The 18,824-nt window shown below is 63.6% G+C and carries 12 protein-coding genes; 8 read left to right on the top strand and 4 right to left on the bottom strand.

Annotated features, from left to right (window positions below; genetic code table 11):
• The first annotated feature begins 79 nt into the window (after positions 1-79).
• The 7 genes from ADJ70_RS10385 (at position 80) to secA (ADJ70_RS10355) (ending at position 13,319) form a co-directional block, all read left to right on the top strand.
• A complete protein-coding gene (locus tag ADJ70_RS10385) occupies positions 80-745 on the top strand; it encodes a class I SAM-dependent methyltransferase (RefSeq protein ID WP_253273176.1) in 666 nt (221 codons plus the stop codon).
• A gap of 65 nt (positions 746-810) precedes the next feature.
• Positions 811-1,605: an SDR family oxidoreductase gene (locus ADJ70_RS10380; RefSeq protein WP_050341216.1), complete on the top strand. Its 795-nt coding sequence runs from the start codon at positions 811-813 to the stop codon at positions 1,603-1,605.
• Between the two features lie 219 nt (positions 1,606-1,824).
• The gene (locus ADJ70_RS10375; RefSeq protein WP_050341214.1) at positions 1,825-3,198 is read left to right on the top strand and encodes an ATP-binding protein; all 1,374 of its coding nucleotides are present in this window, start codon (positions 1,825-1,827) and stop codon (positions 3,196-3,198) included.
• A 227-nt stretch (positions 3,199-3,425) separates the two neighbouring features.
• Complete coding sequence (locus tag ADJ70_RS10370) at positions 3,426-4,220, top strand: class I SAM-dependent methyltransferase (RefSeq protein ID WP_216597256.1); 795 nt, start codon at positions 3,426-3,428, stop codon at positions 4,218-4,220.
• Between the two features lie 494 nt (positions 4,221-4,714).
• Positions 4,715-7,696, top strand: coding sequence for a hypothetical protein (locus ADJ70_RS10365; RefSeq protein ID WP_050341212.1), 2,982 nt, complete (start codon positions 4,715-4,717; stop codon positions 7,694-7,696).
• 122 nt (positions 7,697-7,818) lie between these two features.
• Positions 7,819-10,614 carry a preprotein translocase subunit SecA gene (gene secA, locus ADJ70_RS10360; protein WP_050341211.1) on the top strand — a complete coding sequence of 932 codons (2,796 nt, stop codon included), beginning with the start codon at positions 7,819-7,821 and terminating at the stop codon, positions 10,612-10,614.
• A gap of 47 nt (positions 10,615-10,661) precedes the next feature.
• A complete protein-coding gene (secA, locus tag ADJ70_RS10355; protein ID WP_050341210.1) occupies positions 10,662-13,319 on the top strand; it encodes a preprotein translocase subunit SecA in 2,658 nt (885 codons plus the stop codon).
• A 101-nt stretch (positions 13,320-13,420) separates the two neighbouring features.
• On the opposite strand, the gene ADJ70_RS10350 is transcribed toward secA (ADJ70_RS10355), so the two are convergent.
• Positions 13,421-14,293, bottom strand: coding sequence for an Rpn family recombination-promoting nuclease/putative transposase (locus ADJ70_RS10350; protein ID WP_050341209.1), 873 nt, complete (start codon positions 14,291-14,293; stop codon positions 13,421-13,423).
• A 244-nt stretch (positions 14,294-14,537) separates the two neighbouring features.
• On the opposite strand from ADJ70_RS10350, the gene ADJ70_RS10345 reads away from it, so the two are divergent.
• Positions 14,538-15,035 (top strand): hypothetical protein, encoded by a 498-nt coding sequence (locus tag ADJ70_RS10345; protein WP_172674487.1) that lies wholly within the window; start codon positions 14,538-14,540, stop codon positions 15,033-15,035.
• Here the strand turns inward: ADJ70_RS10345 and ADJ70_RS15735 are convergent.
• The 3 genes from ADJ70_RS15735 to ADJ70_RS10330 all read right to left on the bottom strand — a co-directional run bounded on the left by ADJ70_RS15735 (position 14,935) and on the right by ADJ70_RS10330 (position 18,568).
• Positions 14,935-15,180 (bottom strand): sel1 repeat family protein, encoded by a 246-nt coding sequence (locus ADJ70_RS15735; protein ID WP_083443958.1) that lies wholly within the window; start codon positions 15,178-15,180, stop codon positions 14,935-14,937. The genes ADJ70_RS10345 and ADJ70_RS15735 overlap by 101 nt on opposite strands.
• 78 nt (positions 15,181-15,258) lie before the next feature.
• The gene (locus tag ADJ70_RS15565; protein WP_050341207.1) at positions 15,259-16,404 is read right to left on the bottom strand and encodes a tetratricopeptide repeat protein; all 1,146 of its coding nucleotides are present in this window, start codon (positions 16,402-16,404) and stop codon (positions 15,259-15,261) included.
• 754 nt (positions 16,405-17,158) lie between these two features.
• Complete coding sequence (locus ADJ70_RS10330; RefSeq protein WP_050341202.1) at positions 17,159-18,568, bottom strand: ATP-binding protein; 1,410 nt, start codon at positions 18,566-18,568, stop codon at positions 17,159-17,161.
• Positions 18,569-18,824 lie beyond the last annotated feature (256 nt).

Genomic DNA, 18,824 nt, shown 5'->3' with positions numbered 1-18,824 from the left:
GAGGTGGCTCGATCGTGGTTACCATGTGAACGGGACGCGGTCGTTCCGTTGGTGAGCTGGCAGGGCGGAGGGTGGCGAGTTGACGGGTAACGAGAGCCTCCCCGCAGGCATGGAGCTTCGGCGCGAGCCGGAGGGACTGATTCTTGCGGCAGGCGGCATGAGCCTGCGCGCTGACTTCTCTCGCCTGCTGCCGCGCTTGGAGCCAAGGCGCCTAGGCCGAGAGCTTCTGCTGCGGGCGACCCGTATCAGAGGCTGCGACAGGGGGCTGCGAGCAGCCGACGCGACGGCGGGCCTGGGTGAGGACTCGCTGCTTCTGGCAGCGGCAGGCTTTGAGGTGACGCTCTTCGAGCGCAACTCGGTGATCGCGGCGCTCCTTGCCGATGCGCTTGAGCGCGCCTCGCGCGAGCCAGAGCTTGCCGAGATCGTCTCTCGCATGCGGCTGGTGGTCGGTGATGGCGTTGCAGGCCTGCAGGAGTTGAAGGGGCCTGTCGATGTCATCCTTCTGGACCCGATGTTTCCGGCCAAACGCGGCAGTGCCGCAGCCAAGAAGAAGCTCCAGCTCCTCCAGCGCCTCGAGGGTCCTGCGGCACAGGAGACCGCCCTGCTCGACGCGGCGCTGTCCGTGCGCCCGCGCAAGGCCGTTATCAAGCGCCCTCTCAGGGGTCCGTTTCTCGCAGGGCGGAAGCCGAGCTATACCCTTCGAGGCAAGCTCATTCGCTACGATGTGATCGTGCGGTCCTGCTGAGCGCAGCTAGCTGCGAGCGCCGCTCAAAGTGAGGGTGGGCCGGTGGGGCCAAGGGAGGTGCGGACATGCGTGTTGCGATCATAACGGGGGCGTCGAGCGGCCTGGGGCGCGAGTACGCGCGGCTCGCCGACGCGCGGGGCGGATATGACCAGATCTGGGCCATCGCCCGTCGCGTAGTACGCCTTAAGGCGCTTGCCTGCGAGCTTGGGACACCCGTACGGCAGGTCGTGCTCGACCTTTTGGATCCGAGTGCGATGGACGAGCTTGGGGACATGCTCGCGGATGCGGCGGCTCAGGCGAAGTCAGCGGGCGATACTCTTGAGGTGGCCCTTCTCGTCAACGCTGCCGGTCTCGGCAAGCTTGGTACCTACGCCGACGTTACGCGCCGGGAGGTCGATGCGATGGTCGGCCTCAACTGTCGTGTGCTCGTGGACGTGACGCAGCTCGCCCTGCCCTACATGCGGCGCGGTGCGCGTCTCATGCAGATAGCATCAAGCGCCTCGTTCCAGCCGCTTCCGGGCCTCAACGTCTATGCGGCGACCAAGGCGTTCGTGCGAAGCTACACCCGAGCGCTGCGCTTTGAGCTTCGTGGTCGGGGCATACGCGTGACGGCAGTCTGTCCTCTGTGGATCAAAACCGAGTTCATCGAGGTTGCCCAGGACACCAGCAACGGCGCCACGGTCAGACACTTCTTTCCCCTGCTTGAGGCCAGGCGCGTCGCGCGCTGGTCCTGGCGCGTGAACTCGCTCAACTACCCCATTGCTACCTGCTGCGTCACAGGCTGCGTGATGCGCGTCGCCGACAAGTTCCTCCCCGCCCCCCTCGCGATGTGGGTCTGGGAGGGCCTGCGACGCATCTAGCGAACGCCTGCCATCCTCGGTGGGGCGCCCGTATGCCTGTACCGTGTAGAGAGAAGGTGCGCGGGAGGCAGTGGTCTTTATCGATCGAAAATCTGAGACGGTCTATATCTGACCTAACGAGAAGTTGTTGTCATAGCATGTTATGATCTAACGGAAAGTTGTGCCTATGGCATACTTTGAACTAACGAAAAGTTGTATAAGAGTAGGTAGATACCGCATATGTTCAGGAGAAAGTGCTATGAAAAGCTTCTTGAGTGGAAGGCAAGCTCGAAGGGGAGGACTGCCCTCCTGATCGAGGGAGCGCGCCGCGTTGGCAAGACGACCCTCGCGGAGTCCTTCGCCGATGCGGAATACGATGCCCATCTCGTTATAGACTTCTCCAGGGCCAGCCGCGAGGTAAAAAATGCCTTCGACGAGCACTCCAACGACATTAATACCCTGCTTAGGATGCTGCAGCTCTACTATGGCGTCGAGCTACCCCGGAGGCAATCGGTCATCATATTCGATGAGGTGCAGCATCTTCCCAAAGCCCGAGAGACAGTCAAGCACCTCGTCGCAGATGGACGGTTCGACTATATAGAGACGGGCTCCCTCATCTCCATCAAGAAGAACGTGTCCGATATCGTTATCCCGTCGGAAGAGGACCGCGTTTATCTCAGGCCGATGGATTTCGAGGAGTATCTCTGGGCAGTCAAGCGTGAGGCCCTTGCAGATGAGATCCGAAGCTGCAGGGAGAGGATGGCTCCGCTCCCGAATCCCATCCACAAGCTCGCAAACCGCATGCTCGATGAGTACCTCGTGGTTGGTGGCATGCCGCAGGCAGTGACGGCGTTTGTTGAGGATGGCACGTTCGTCCAATGCGAGAGGACCAAGCGACGCATCCTTTCGCTGTATCGGGAGGACATCCAGAAGTTTGGTGGCGAGGATGCTCGCAGAGCGCTTGCTGTCTTCGATGAGATTCCTGGTCAACTCTCAGCTGCCAGTAAGAAGTTCAAGTTCGGGTCTTTGGGGAAAGGTTCCCGTCGAGAGCATTATGAGGGTGCGCTTAGCTGGCTCGAAGATTCCCACATAGTCAATATCTGTCGTAGGTGCAATGATCCGAATGTTGGTTACAGGTTGAGTGTAGACGAAACAGCCATGAAGCTCTACCTTGGGGACACCGGGCTGTTTGTAAGCCATGCGTTCTCGGACGGCGAAGAATCTCTTGAAGTCCAGAAGGCTCTCCAGTTTGGCAGGGTCTCCGTTAACAAAGGGATGATCGTTGAAAACTATGTCTCACAGCAGCTCAAGGCAGCTGGAAGAAACTTGTTCTACTACACATGGGAAGAGCCGCCCAAGGACAAGAACGCGCATAAGCTGCGTCCACGAGAGATTGACTTCCTGATAACCAAAGGGTATTCCAATGCGGCAGGGAAGCTTCGTATTTGCCCAATAGAGGCGAAATCGACGAGGAGCTACTCCACGGTGTCACTCGATGACTTCGGGAAGCGATGGGCGAAGCGTGTCGGCGAGGAAGTCGTGGTTCATCCCAAGCAGCTCAAGTCTGAGGGGCATCGTGTCTACCTTCCGCTGTACATGGCGTTCTGTGTCTGAGCGGGGTTACCGAAGTCTCCTGTAGCGATAAGGGGAGCATGACCTCTTTGTTTGGCGCGCTCATCCTGGTCGTGCAGTACTCCGTTTGGCGAAGCTACCGGAAGCGGGAGGACTTGGCCATCGAGCAGGAGGACTAGGGGAGTGACCGACCTCGAAATCATCCGCGCTTTTTGCTGGACACGCAGTCTCATATGAGTTAGTCTTCACTCACTCCATGAAGGACCCGGATGGTCGTCGGTAGCGTGCATAACGATTGCGAGGACATCATGCCAAAGCGCGAGATGGGACACAAACTGCTTGCGAGGCTCGGAAAGACCAAGCTCCGACCTGGTGGTGTGGAGGGTACGGACTGGCTGCTCTCTCATGTGGACTTCACGACAAGGCCCCGCGTGCTGGAGGTTGCCTGCAATCGTGGCTACACGCTCATGCAGCTTGCGAAGGCGCATGGCTTGCACGTGGTGGGCATCGACTCGGACCCGGAGGCCATCGCCACGGCAAAGGAGGGCATCTCGAAGGAGGGCCTGTCCGATCTCATCGACGTGAGCGTTGCCGACGCGACGAATCTTCCGTTCGAGGATGGCAGCTTCGATGTCCTCATCAACGAGGCCATGCTCACCATGCTGCCCGATACCGTCAAGAAGAAGGCGCTCGTCGAGTACCGTCGTGTGCTTGCGCCACAGGGCATGGTCCTTACCCACGATGTCGTGTTCTGGAAGAAGAAGCCTGCCATCCTCCGCCTCCTGCAGAAGGTCATCAACGTGCCGGCGCATCCCCTTACGCTCGACGCATGGAAGAAGCTGTTCGAGGAGAGTGGTCTTGCGGTCTCTGACAGCAAGACGGGGGCGTTCACCCTGCTGAGCGACGAGGGCCTCGTGCGCGACGAGGGCAAGGAGGGCAGGGACACGCTCATCGACAATGCCATGGCCGATGACAACTTCGGCCAGTTCAGTGAGATGAGGACCTTCTTTGACCTCGCTAAGAACGACATTGGATACGTTGTTATGGTCGGCACTCCCGCATAGCGTCGGGCCGCAGGAAGGGACGGTTTCTGCAGCCAGTGCCCCGCAGGCCAACGGCTTGGTGTCGATGTCTTGACACCAGTGCTCGAGACCCCGTGGGGCACTGTCTTATAGGCTCCGACCCAGGGAGCAGAACTTTCCCTTGCTTCCAGATAGCTCCCGATGCGAGACGCAGCCTTTACCTGCGCCGATATCCGACTCTTTTAGCTAGCTCATGATCCTGCGCTGGCATAGCTGCTGCATGGGGCCGAGTGGGTTCAGGGACGCGACCTCGCGCCATGTCTTTCGTGAGAGGATCTGACGCTGGTTTGAATTCAGATGTCTCGACCACGGAGATGAATCTAGCGGCTAACTATCGGAATTTCAGCCCATGCTCGAAAAATGTTCGCCATTCTCATGACCGCTTCGCTCGCCGGGGTTGTATAAAGGTTGACATATCAATATATGGTTGCGTTTTGCGCACGCAGCCAGCCGCAGAGAGAAGAGGGGGATGTTACATGCCCAAGAAGAGCTCACAGGCTAAGGGACAACCAGTTCAGTCTCGGGTTGCTACCGCGCCCCTGCTCCGTGTGGCAGGCCGCTACGTGCGCAAGGATGGCAACGAGCCACGCATCCTTGTCCTGTGCGCAGAGACGGGAATGGGAAAGTCGAGCTTCATGGACTCCGTCCTTCTGGTCGAGGCACAGCGTGGGGCTACCGTCAAGCGCATGTCTCTTGATGGCCCTGGGGCGGAGTCCCCGGCGGAGCGATTGAGTAGGCTCGCGCGCGAGACCACAAGCCTCAGAAGGCGTGGGCAGCGCGTCGCCGTTGGCATAGACTGCGTGCCTGTGGCGTCCGAGGGTGACATGATCCGCGAGCTCAGGGCGATCAGGAGGATGGCCGCAGCAGGAGCGCTTGTCATCATCTGTCTGCTGCCCGAGGCAGATGACCTGTTCAACCTGCTTGGTGAGGCGAAGCGTCTTGACAACCAAGACTTTCTCTCCCTCGTGGCACTCGAGGGAGACCAACTGATGCTTGACCCGGAATTTAGGCGTCTGACTCACGGCATTCCCATGCTCACAGAGGCCCTGATGGAGGACGAGGCTGCGCGCGTTGGGATGTACGGGACCGAGGTCTCGCCGGGCAAGTTCGCCCGTTACCTCAGAAACCTCGTCTGTAATCATCTAAGGGACTCCCTGACAAACGAGGAACTCGATCTTAGGTGCGCGATGGCACTGCTTGGTCAAGGCAGCTTCGATGACCTCGATGCTGTCATCGGGCATGTGGACGATGAGTTGCTCATGTGGCTTCAGGACCAGGCCCCGCTCTTTGGTGTGGACTTCCACCGCCTCTGCTTCGAGACCGCAGGTGTCTTCTCTGACGAGCTCTTTGCCTTCTGCCTGAGCGGGATGAAGCGGTGCTGTAAGGAGCGTCCGAAGCTGCTCGCGCATGCCGCCCGCGTGCTCTGCTCGCGGGGCCAGTTCGTGCGGGCCGAACTGCTCTGTGGTCTGATCACGGATGAGGAGGAACTCAGTCAGATCGGCATGCGCTGGGGCGTCGAGCTCCTCATGAGCGGCAAGGTGGTCATGGTGAGTCGCTCTCTGAGGCACGAGCGCGAGGCGGGCAACACTGACGGCGCCCTGCCGTCCATAACGCGTCAGGCTATCATGGAGCTGAACGGTCGTCACAGCGAGCTGTCTCACGGCAGAGAGCAGCTAAGGGCACTGAAGGGACTCTCTCACCATGAGGAGGGTCTGCGCCGCTACGTGCTGGCCATGGGTGGCCAGCGTGATCTCGTTGCGGGCGTCTTTGCCTCTATCCCACAGGAAGGTCTGGGCGAGTGGACGGGCGAGCGGGGCGCGCGGCTCCTCAAGCATCAACGCTGCACTCGACTGCTTATCGAGGGCGCCTTCAGCACCATCTTCGACGAGTTGCTCGATGATGGTGACGGGCACGAACCCGAGGACGTGACAGGAGCGCTGCTCTGTCTGGACTTTGCCGTGGCGGAGGCGATGGTGGGAGGAAGCCGGACGCCGCGCGAACAACAGGACGTCGAGCGCTCCATCCGCATCATCGAGGAGGCGTCCCCGGGCCGTCTTGGTCCCTATGCAAGGGCCCTGGATGGGGCCATTAATGTCATCGTCGGTGATGGGACGCAGCTTCGTGGGATCGAGTACCTCATCGCACGGGCCAACGAGTACGGAGACGTGCTCGTGGAGGCCCTGTTTCTCCTTTTGGCTGCGGTGGGAGACCTTAAGGCGGGCGCCTTCTCGCGCGTTCATGTGAGAACCATTAAGGTTTGTGAGCTTGTCCGGGAGTGGGAGTCGTCCTTCCTTCTTGACGCGGCGCTGCTCGTCGGCCTTCTCTCCCGCCTTCGCATGGGGGAGGACATCGACGAGGATAGGCTCCGGACGCATGGGAGCGGCTCTGCCCTGAGGGACCTGTGTCGTGCCGCCGTGTTGATGAGCCGAGGCAGGCGGATTGACTCGTTGCGTCTTGATGAGCTCTCGCGTTCGACCTTCCCCAGGGAGCTGGCTTGGGCGCTCATGCTCGTCCTGCACCATGGTGACCTGTCACCGAGCGACGTCAACTCCGTTGTCCCCGCCAGTTGGCTGAGGGTCGAGCGCACCACCGACTTGTCGAGCTGGCCGGCACGCGTCGAGAGGCCAGTCAGGAAGGAGCGCGACCTTCCGGAGGAGCCCAAGGCGCCGCAGAAGGTCGACAGGACTGCCAGGGTGAGGATCACGCTCATGGGGAGCTTCTTGGTGAGGGTCGACGGGCGGACCGTCAAGCAGGAGGGGCTCGTCGCCCGTCACGCGCGCGACCTTCTCGCCCTTCTGGCCATCGTCAAGGGGCATAAGGTCACGAAGCGCGACGCCCTGCTCGCGATCTGGGGTGACGATGAGTATTCGAAGGGTATGCAGCGCTTGTATGAGGCAACCTCGGTGGTTCGCAGGGTCCTTGGGGCCAAGGAGTGCGGGATCGATCCCATCCTGAGCAGCAGGACCGAGGGCACCATCGCGTTGAACCCTGAGTGTGTCTCTTGCGATGTGGACGACTTCACCGAGGAGGCCCTCCTCTCGCTGGGACATGAGGGCAGTGACCTCAAGGCGATGAGACATGCGTGCAACGCACGGCGCTGGTATGGAGGTGGCCCGTCGATTGAGCTCAACGACGTGACGGGGCTCTCGCGCAGACATGCGCGGACGCTCGAGGGGCTCTTTGTGAGCGCATTGTCATCCGGTGGCATGGCAGCGCTCAGGCAGGGAAGACCCTACCTTGCGTCTCAGCTCGCGAGAGACGCGCTCACGATCGAGCCAAAGCGCGAGGACACGACAATATGCCTCGTGGAGTCGCTCTCGCAGTTGGGTAGATCATCTGAGATTGAGGCACTGTGCGAGAAGTATCGTAGGCAGACCTCTCGGGGTGCACGCAGGCGTTCTAAGGCCCTTGAGCGGGCATTCGAGGATGCCCTGGGCAGGGATCTCGTGGCATCATGAGTATTGACAAGATTTAAATCAAGTCTATATTTCCTGAATAGAAGTTGACAAATCTCGAGAATCAGCTAAAGTAGTCACAGTATATGCGTTATGGAATGTCACGCGAACCATTGGGGGATCACATGTTCAAGTCCATCCACCGGGATGTCGATAGGCAATTCAGGGGACTCGAGAGGATGGTTAAGAAGGTCAACGACCTTTCGACCCGCTTCGAGGCCATGCCTGATGACGCCCTCAGGTCCATGACCGCATGGTTCAAGGAACGTCACGAGAGGGGAGAGACGCTCGACGAGCTGCTCCCCGAGGCCTTCTCTGCCGTGAGGGAGGCATCAAGGCGGGCGCTGGGGCTTCGTCACTTCGACACGCAGGTCGTCGGTGGCATTGTCCTGCACATGGGCATGATCGCCGAGATGCGCTCCGGTGAGGGTAAGACCCTCGTCGCGACGCTCCCTGGTTACCTCAACGCTATCCCTGGTAGGGGCGTCCATGTCGTGACGATCAACGACTACCTTGCCAGGCGTGACGCCAAGATGGTGTCTTTGATCTATGATCGCCTGGGCATGGACGTCGGCCTCCTGCAGGGTGGCATGAGTCCCGAGCGCAGGAAGGCCGCCTACCGAACCGATATCACCTACGGTACCAGCAACGAGTTCGGCTTCGACTATCTGCGCGACAACATGATCACCCTCCCTGAACAGCGCGTACAGCGCGGCCATGCCGTCGCCATCGTGGACGAGGCGGACACCATCCTCATCGACGAGGCGATGACGCCGCTCACCATCTCGGGTGCGGGTGGCAACGTGACGGTCGAGTATGAGCGGTTCGCTCGTGCCGTGCGGGGCCTCGTTGCCGATGTCGACTTCAAGGTTGATGAGGAGAGGCGCTCCATCGAGGCCACCAAGGTGGGCCTGCGCAAGATCGAGAAGCGGCTCGGCGCGGGCGACCTGTACTCCGACCCCTATGGTCGGCTACTCAACCATCTCAGACAGGCGCTCAGGGCCCAGTATCTCTTTCACCGCGACCAGCAGTACGTGGTCGAGGGCGACGAGGTCAAGATCGCCGGAGAGCTCGCAGACCGCACCATGGAGGGCAGGCGCTATCCGGGGGGGCTTCACCAGGCCATCGAGGCGAAGGAGGGTGTGCCCGTTCGCAAGGAGAACCAGACCCTCGCCACCATCACCTTGCAGAATTACTTCCGACTCTATGATAGGCTCTCGGGCATGGCGGGCACGGCCATGACGGAGGACGGTGAGCTTCGCGAGGTCTACGGGCTACCCGTGCAGCCCATCACGCCCAACGAACCAGTCATTCGCGTCGATCACGACGATCTCGTCTACCGGAGCGTAGACGCAAAGCTCAACGCCGTCGCCGATGCCGTCGCCGAGCGTCACGCAAACGGTCAGCCGGTACTTATCGGCACCGTCTCGGGCGAGGACTCAGAGCGGCTCTCGCGCCTGCTCGACATGCGCGGTGTCAGACACAAGGTCCTAAGCTCCACGGACCCCGAGCGCGAGGCTCACATTATGGCCCAGGCCGGCCGTAAGGGCGCCGTCACGATAGCGACTGACATGGCCGGGCGTGGCACCGACATCCTGCTTGGCGGCAACCCCACCGAGCTTGCACGCGGCATGCTGCGTAAGAAGGGCTACCTTGACGCCGACAAGGGAACGGAAGAGGCACGCGAGTCGAGCGATGAGGTGATCGCGAAGGCCGAGGGAATCTACAAGACCAAGAGGGAGCACGTCCTCAAGGCAGGAGGCCTCTGCGTGATCGGTACCGAGCGCCACGAGAGTCGTCGCCTCGACAGCCAGCTGAGGGATTGCGCGGGCCTCTGGGGAGACCCAGGCGAGACCCAGTTCTACCTCTCGCTCGAGGATGATCTCATGTGCCTCTTTGGGGGCGAGCGCATGGACAGGATTGCCGCCGCGATGGAGCGCTCTAGGCTGCCTGAGAGCATGCCCGTTCAGTCGAGGAAGGTCATGAGGGCCGTCGAGGACGCCCAGCGCAAGGTCGAGGAGGTAAACTTTTCCATGCGCAAGAGCATTCTTGACTACGACGATGTCATAGACGGGCAGCGCCGGGCGATCTACGCGGAGCGCAACAAGGTCCTCACCGATGGCGTGGGCGACGTCGATGACGTCATTGGCGACGTTATCAGCGATGTTGTGGGTTATCGTATCCCGGAGTTCTTTTCAAAGGACGTGAGCTCCAGTGAATGGGACCTCGAGGGGCTGCGCGGATGGGTGGCTGGGCTCACCGGTCGCGCTAACGCTCTCTGGATAGGGGATGGGTCGAGCAGAGACAAGGTGGTCGGACGGATTGAGGGCTTCATCAGCCGCTGCTACGGGGAAAGGTCCGAGAGACTCCCAGACGGGACCATGCGAGCCCTCTCCGCCCAGGTCATGCTGCGGATCATCGATGCGCGCTGGACGGTCTACCTGCAGGAGATGGACTACCTCAGGGCGCTCGTCAGCCAGCGCGGGTACGGCTCTGGTGATCCTCTCCTTGAGTACGAGAGGGAATCGAACGTCGCCTTTGCTGAGCTCATCAACACCATGCATGAGGACTTCCTACGCATCATTCTGAGGGTGGGGTTCACTTCCAGCGCGCAGACCCGCCAGCTCGAGTCCGAAAACGACGGCGCCCTGCGTGGGGCCCGCTACTCCGGCCCGACTGACGCCGGCGGTAACCGGGGCGTTGGCAAGGCGACGGCGCGCCTCGCCCCAAAGCGGGGAAGGGCGGGCGAGACGGGCGCCTCTGGCTCGGACCTCGCCTCTGGAGCGGCCTCCGCAGCTCGCGAGGCAGGAGCTTCGGGCCCCTACGGGGGAACGGCTCGTGGAGAGGCTCGCTCCCGGGGCGGCAAGATGCCTAGGGACTACCAGGGCAGGAGGACCGCGAGGGCACCGATGGGCAAATAGGGCACGGGACGCGGACAGCTTGTGAGGGGAAGTCGAAGGGATCGTGGATGAGTTCGATGACTAGGGAGAGGCTGTTTACGCATGCCCTCTCGATGGGCGAGGGCACGCGTCAAAAGGAGTTCGAGAGGATAGCCAGCAAGGTCGAGGACCTCTCGGATCGCTTCGAGTCCATGTCGGACGAGGAGCTAAGGGACATGACCGCACACTTCAGGGAGCGCCACAGGCGGGGAGAGACCCTCGACGAGCTGCTCCCGGAGGCCTTCGCCGCCGTGAGAGAGGCCTCCGGGCGTGCCCTCGGGATGCGTCACTTCCCGGTGCAGCTCATGGGGGGCGTCGTCCTGCATCGGGGCATGATCGCCGAGATGAAAGGTGGCGAGGGGAAGACCCTCGTCGCCCCGCTCGCGGCCTACCTGAACGCCATCGCCGGCAAGGGCGTCCACGTCGTCACCGTGAACGACTACCTCGCCAAGCGCGACAGCGAGTGGATGGGCAGAGTCTATAGGCGCCTGGGCATGAGTGTGGGCTGCCTGCAGAACGACATGAAGTTCGACCGCAAGAAACCGGCATATGCGGCTGACATCACCTACGGCACCAACAGCGAGTTCGGCTTCGACTACCTGCGCGATCATATGGTCACGAGAGCGAACCAGCGCGTGCAGCGCGGACACGCCTTCGCGATCGTGGACGACGCGGACTCCATCCTCATCGACGAGGCGAGGACGCCGCTCATCATCTCGGGCGTCGACCCCACCCCGGTCGAGCGCTACATACAGTTCGCAAGGGCGGTGGAGGGGCTCTCAGAGGACGACGTCTCGGTGGATGAGGCAAAGCACACCGTATACGCCACCGAGGAGGGGCTACGCAAGATAGAGTGGTGGCTGGGCCTCGATGACCTGTATTCGGATCTCTCCGGTCAGATGGCCAACCACCTCAGGCAGGCGCTCAGGGCCCGCTTCCTCTTCCACAGGGACGACCAGTACGTGGTCGTGGAGGGGAAGGTCAAGATAGTCGACGAGTTCACGGGCCGCATACTCAAGGGGCGTCGGTACTCGGAGGGCCTCCACCAGGCCATCGAGGCCAAGGAGGGCGTGGAGGTGCTCCACGAGTCCGTGACCGTCGCGACGGTCACGCTGCAGAACTACCTACGCCTCTACGACAAGCTCTCGGGCATGGCGGGCACGGCCAAGAGCGCCGACGCCGAGCTCAGGGAGACCTACGGCACGCCGGTCGTCACCATCCCCACCAACAGGCCCGTGATCCGGGAGGACCGGGAGGACTACGTCTTCCTCACCAGGCAGGACAAGCTCAGGGCCGTGGTGGACGAGGTCGGGCGGCGTTACGCGAAGGGACAGCCGGTGCTCGTGGGCACCACGTCGGTCGAAGCGAGCGAGGAGCTCGACCGCCTGATGGAAGAGCGGGGGATCCCGCACCAGACCCTCAACGCCAAGGACCCCGGGCGCGAGGCCGCCATCGTCGCGAACGCCGGCAGAGTGGGTGCCGTCACGATAGCGACCAACATGGCCGGACGCGGCACCGACATCATCCTCGGTGGCAGCCACGAGGGCTACGTCCACGAGAGGCTCCGGCAGCTTGGGGCAAAGGGCCCCGGGGGCGCCTTCCCATGGCAGCTCGAGCAGGCCGAGCGCTACGCCCAGAACCAGATGGCGTCCGTTGGGCGCGAAGCCGTGCTCAGGAGCGGCGGGCTTCTGGTCATCGGCACCGAGCGCCACGACAGCCGCCGCATCGACGACCAGCTGCGCGGGCGCTCCGGCCGCCAGGGGGACCCCGGCGAGAGCCGCTTCTACCTCTCGCTCGAGGACAGGCTGCTTCGCCACTACGGCAGGGGACGCCTGGACGCGATGTCGAGGGTCATGCGGAGGGCGGGCTGGGGAGAGGAGGAGCCTGCGGAGGACAGGAGGATCTCCGCGCAGGTCACTAAGGCCCAGGAGAGGGTCGAGAGCATGCACTACGGGATGCGCAAGCAGGTGCTCGACTACGACGACGTGATGGACAGGCAGCGCCGGGCCGTCTACGCCGAGCGCGACGCCATCCTGGACGGCGCGGACATAGAGGGACGCGCCATCGGGCACGCCGTCGACATCATAGGCGCCATCGTCGAGGAGACCTGCGGGGGCTCTCACGCCAAGGGGGAGCGGGACGTCGATGGCCTCAACGCCTGGGTGGGCGACATGACCGGCGACGGGTCCTTCGACGCGTTGGGGCTCGGAGAGGGCGCGGGCGTGGACGAGCTGGCCGACGGCATCGAGGCAGCCTTCGCCGAGCGCTGGGACGCCCAGAAGGGGGCGATGGGCGGGGAGGCCTTCGGCGAGCTCTGCCGACAGGTGCTGCTGCGCTCGCTCGACCAGCACTGGGTCGACCACCTCGTGGACATGGACCACCTCAGGCAGGGCATGGGCCTTCGCGGCCTGGCACAGCGCGACCCGCTCGTGGAGTACAAGAGGGAGGCGCTCGACTCCTTCAGGGACCTCGTGAGGGAGATCTACGCCGACCTCCTGCGGACCATGCTGCGGCTCGAGGTCGAGGGGGGCGTCAGGGCGGACGAGGTCGTGCCCGGGGAGGGGAACCCCTTCCGCGAGGAGAACCTCAGCTACTCGAGGAGCGGCGAGTCCACGATACAGGACGACTCCGACCTCCCGGTCATGGCCGACATTGCCGGGGAAGTGGACATAGAGGCGGACGATTAGGGGGCGCTCGAGGCGTCCGCCCCGATTTCGCTGGTCTCGCCGGTCCCCGACCACGGGTGGGCTGGGCGGGCCAGCTGGCCGTCACCCATCTGCGGCCGGCCTCACCCCTCCGCCGCGAGGGCGCGCCTGATCTCGTCTGCGTCCACCCCCGCCGAGGCGGCGGCGTCCTGCACGCTCACGAGCCCGTCGCGCACGAGCCTGCCGAGCGTCTTGAGCGTCCCCCTGGCCTCACCCTCGGCGATGCCCTCGGCGATGCCCTCGGCCTTGCCCTCGAGCCTGTTCTTTGCGCAGATCTCCTCTATGACGCTTCCCATGTCCTCTCGCCCCTCCTCCGTCTCCCTGAGCCTTCGCTTCACCCTCGACGTCTCCGGGAAGCGCGCCTCGTCGTACGCCTCGGCCTCGACGAAAAGCCTCATGAGGGCGGAGACCTTGTCTCCGTCCCTCGCCAGGGCGTTCACGTAGAGCTCCTCGAGGCCGTTCTCGGCCGACTCGCCGGTCTCCCTCACGACCCTGTCCACATGATACAGCGGCCGGCCGCCCTTGAGGGGGTCGAACTCGCAGACGAGCACGACGCAGACGTCCGGGACGTCCTCGAAGGGTGTGCCCGGGCGCGTCCTGTCGGCCGTAACGAGCGAGGCGTAGTAGCGCGCCCGCCTCTGGAGGTCGCCCTTGTCGGCGCGCTGCACCTCGACGTCCACGAGCCTGCCGTCCGAGAGCTCGCAGAGGGCGTCGAGCACCGCCGAGCGCCCCCGCGTGTTCGTGACGGCGGACTGTGGCGTGCTCTTCACCACCTCGAGCCCCGGGTCCTGGAGCAGCACCCCCAAGAGCTCCCGGCAGAAGGCGAGGTCCCTCGCCATCACCCGAAACATCAGGTCGTCTATGGGCCTCAGGGAGGCGACGGCCTCCCTGACCCCGCTCGCGTGGGCCATGTGATCGCCCTCCTCGTCCGTGGCCGCCACCGCCGTCGGGACCATTATAGGCCCTCTGTGTAGGTTACGTCGCCAGCGCGCTGGGTGCCGTGAGCGAGCGCGGGAGACGCGACGGGGGGCGGCGGTACCACCTGGTCCGTCGCTCCAGCTGAGGGGTGCGCTATCGGGCATGACCATGTTGTGCCGGGCATGCCCGCGACACCATAGGCGCCATCGTAGAGGAGACCTGCGGGGGGCGCGCCGCAAGGGGGAGCGGGACGTCGATGGCCTCAACGCCTGGGTGGGCGACATGACCGGCGACGAATCCTTTGACGCGGCGGAGCTCGGAGAGGGCGCGGGCGTGGACGAGCTGGCCGACGGCATCGAGGAGGTCTTCGCCGAGCGCTGGGACGCCCGGAGGGGGGCGATGGGCGGGGAGGCCTTCGGCGATCTCTGCCGCCGGGCGCTGCTGCGCAAGCTCGACCAGCGCTGGGTGGACCACCTCGTGTACGTGGACCACCTCAGGCAGGGCGTGGGCCTTCGCGGCCTGGCACAGCGCGACCCGCTCGTGGAGTACAAGAGGGAGGCGCTCCACTTTTTTGGTGACTTCGTGCGTGAGGTCTACGCCGACCTCCTGCGGACCATGCTGCGGCTCGAGGTCGAGGGGGACGTCAGGGCGGACGAGGTCGTGCCCGGGGAGGGGAGCCTCAGCTACTCGAGGAGCGGCGAGTCCACGATACAGGACGACTCCGACCTTTCGGCCATGACTGACATTGCCGGGGAAGTGGACATAGAGGCGGACGATTAGAGGGCGCTCGAGGCGAGCGTCCCGATTTCGGTCTCATTGAGCGCAAGGCGCCCTGGGCTCGCGCGTTCCCCTGACTGGTGGCTAATCCGTACCAATGACGAGCCATGGGGATGTTCCTCTCAACACCTTTGCCAGACTCGTACATGCTGCCAAGTCGTCGCTGCGCATCGGCGTCGCCCTGGCCGGCCGCCCTCCGGTACCATCGGCAAGCCTCCCTGTGGTCCTACTCCACGCCGCGGCCCTCCCCATACATGGCGCCTAAGTTGAGCTGCGCCAAAGCGTTGCCCTGGTCGGCCGCGAGCCGGAACAGGCGGCAGGCCTCTGCGTCGCTCCGTTCCACTCCGAGGCCCATCTTGTACATGAGGCCCAGGGCGCACTGCGCATCGGCGTCGCCCTGGTCGGCCGCCCTCCGGTACCATCGGCAGGCCTCCCTGTGGTCCTGCTCCACGCCGCGGCCCTCCCCATACATGGTGCCTAAGTTGAGCTGCGCCAGAGCGTTGTCCTGGTCGGCCGCGAGCCGGAACAGGCGACAGGCCTCGGCGTCGCTCTGCCCCACGCCACGTCCCCCCTCGTACATGAGGCCCAGGTTACACTGAGCATCGGCGTTGCCCTGGACTGCCGCCCTTCGGTACCAGCGGCAGGCCTCGACGTCGCTCTGCCCCACGCCACGTCCCCCCTCGTACATGAGGCCCAGGTTACACTGAGCATCGGCGTTGCCCTGGACTGCCGCCCTTCGGTACCAGCGGCAGGCCTCGACGTCGCTCTGCTTCACGCCACGTCCCCCCTCGTACATGAGGCCTAAGTTGAACTGCGCTCTCGCAAAGCCCTGGTCGGCCGCCCTTCGGTACCAGCGGCAGGCCTCGACGTAGTCCCGCCCCACGCCACGTCCCCCCTCGTACATGGTGCCCAGGTTGCACTGTGCACCGACGTGGCCTTGGTCAGCTGCTTTCCGGAACAGGCGGTAGGCCTCTGTGTGGTCCTGCTCCACCCCGCAGCCCTTCTCGTACATGAATCCCAGGTTGCACTGCGCCCGGGCATAGCCCTGGTTGGCCGCCTTCTGGTACCAACGGCAGGCCTCGACGTAGTCCTGCCCCACTCCATGGCCCCTCTCGTACATGAGGCCTAGGTTGCACTGAGCCCGGGCGTGGCCTTGGTCGGCCGCAAGCTGGTACAGGCGGCAGGCCTCGGCGTAGTCCTGCCCCACGCCGAGGCCCCTCTCGTACATGAGGCCCAGCTTGTTCTGCGACTCCGCGTCGCCTTGGCCGGCCGCGAGCCGGTACAGGCGGCAGGCCTTGGTGTAGTCTCCCCTCTCATATGCGCGATGTCCCTCTCGGGCGATATCCGTGGCCTCGTCGGCGTTTGCGTCCATGGTCCTCCCCACTTGCGTCTAAGGCAAAAGAGCGTGCGCTACGCGCTCCATTGTATATCAATGCGGTAAGGTCTCTGCTTCGACGCTAAGGTCGTTATCAGGATTGGGCATTCCGACCGGGTCATCCCTCGTATCGGGCATGCTACGAATCGATGGGTGCTCGCATGGGCGTGGGTGTCCTTGAGACTTCGTGAGTTCATGTGGGTAGGTGGTCATGTCACTCCCCGGCAGTGTGGGCCTCAGGTCCGAACGCCCGGGCGTCACGGGGGCCCTGGGGTTGTCGATGTTTCGGAACCCGTGGCCCCGCCCGGGCGCAACCTTGGTCTTTTCGCCCGCCGTGTCGATGGCATCGGCGCGAAACACCACGCGCAGTCGAGAGGCCGCTGAGCGACGATGCCCGCAATGGGTGGCCACGCGAGGCTGGCGGCGCCGACCGCCGGCCTCGTGGCGGGCCTCACATGCCGGCGCCCCGCCGACCTGGGCCACGTCGCCGAGCTCAGGACGAGTGATCTGCCCTGGGCCCACGCCGGGAGGGAGGCCGAGGCCGCTGGGTACCCGAGGCTTGCGACATAGCCGACGTCCTTGAGATGCCCAAGACCACCGCTGCCGTAAGGGACAAGATCCTCATCGACTCTGAGGCGTAGGGCTGTGCTGTTACCTCTGGCGTCGCGACCCCATCAGGCCCGGCCATGTCCGGGCGCATGTCCGGGCCTTTGGCATCATACGGGCCGTCTGCCAAGAGTGGCCGGTGAGCTCACCGGTGAGCGTACATCTCGTCGAGCGTCACGAACCGGACCGCGCCTTCGCCCGCGTACCTCCTCATGGCGGACGCCGCAACCGCGTGCCTGGTGAAGAGGAAGTAGCCTTCGGCCGTGTATCCGGGCACAAGCTGGCGCTTTGACCTGAGGTCCTCGACCTCGGCCACCTCGTCGAAGCTCCCCCGGTACGTGCACTCACCCAGGACGAGCGTCTTTGCGCTGCGGTCGGCCGCAAGGACGTCGATGTCAGTCTGCTCGCGCACCTTGGGGTCAGTGCCCCACCAAGAGCCCACGCTCGTTGCGCTGATCGGGAGTGAGCCCCTCAGCACCTGTTCTGACATCCACTCCGCGCACATCCCCTCGAACCTGTGCCCGCAGTAGCCATCAAGCTGCTGATCGGGAATGGAGCGAGCGGCGACCTCGCCGAGGCCTGCCTCGATGTCCGACACGCGAGGCATCACGAACCGGTACCAGAACGCATAGCACGCGTCGTCGATGACGTATATGCCGCGTCTTGAGGTCTGGACGTTCTCCCCGAAGGGCACGGCCCTGCGGATCATCCCGAGGGTACAGAGCGTTGTCAGGTACCTGGGTAGACTCGTCGTGGGAATCCCGGTGCGGTCGGCGATACGAGCCTGCCTGTTCGCGCCTCCGGCGATGGCACGCAATATGGAGTTGTATGAGGCGGGCTCAAAGAGCTCTTGGCGCAGCAGTGCGAAGGGCTCGTCGTAGAGGAAGCCCGCCGTGTCAAAGTAAAGCTGCGATAGGTTCTCACGCAGCGGTAGCGCAGGGTCGATAAGCGAGAGGTAGTACGGGACGCCGCCGAAGCACGCGTAGTAGCGAAACGCCTCCTGGGCGCCCAGACCGGGTAGCATGAGCGCCGCCTCACGGTACCCCAGGGGTGCCAGTCTCATCTGGGCGGTCCTCCTACCGTAGAGCGGGCTCTTGTTGCCAAGTACCTCACCTTCCATGAATCCCTGGTTCGAGCCGCACAGAATGACGAAGGCGTTCGTGTCCTTGAGCCTATGGTCTATGACCATCTGCAGTATCGAGGGGAGCGACCTGTTGCGCTCGGCGGCGTACGGGAACTCGTCGAACACCAGGACGGCATGCCCTTCTCCCGCGCGATCGGCGAAGAATCCCAAGGCCTCGGCCCAGCCGGAGAACGAGCCGGAGAGGGTTGGCAGGTCAAAGAACCCCATGAGCTTGCGCGTAAAGTCCGCCAGGTTGTCGCGGTCACTCTGCTCGAGTGCCGTGAAGTAGAGCGCATTCTTGCCGCAGGCGAACTCCTTTACCAGCGTGGTCTTGCCCACGCGCCTCTTGCCGTAAAGTACCACCATCTGAAAGTCGCCCTTGGCGTACAGCCCCTCGAGCTTCCCGAGCTCCTTCCCCCGTCCTACGAACATGTTTTCCTTCCTTGTTATAATGCTTATCTGCATAATGCGATCTAACATAATTACTTGCTACATTTTATCATGGGCAGAAGACCGGCTAGCGGGGCCGATAGCCGCGACTGCCACCATGACCCACGCCAGTGAATATCGGTCTTGGATCAGGCGCCGGCCTTTGCGCCCGCGCCCGGGCATGGCTCTCGGCCGGACCTGGTCGAGAGCCTCTTCTCGAAGACGGCCCGCCAGATGCCACGCGGCATCCGGGTCTCCA

The sequence above is a fragment of the Olsenella sp. oral taxon 807 genome (assembly GCF_001189515.2).
GTDB lineage: Bacteria > Actinomycetota > Coriobacteriia > Coriobacteriales > Atopobiaceae > Olsenella_F.
The sequence above is the reverse complement of the archived record's forward strand: the minus strand, read 5'-3'. Positions and strand labels throughout refer to the sequence as shown.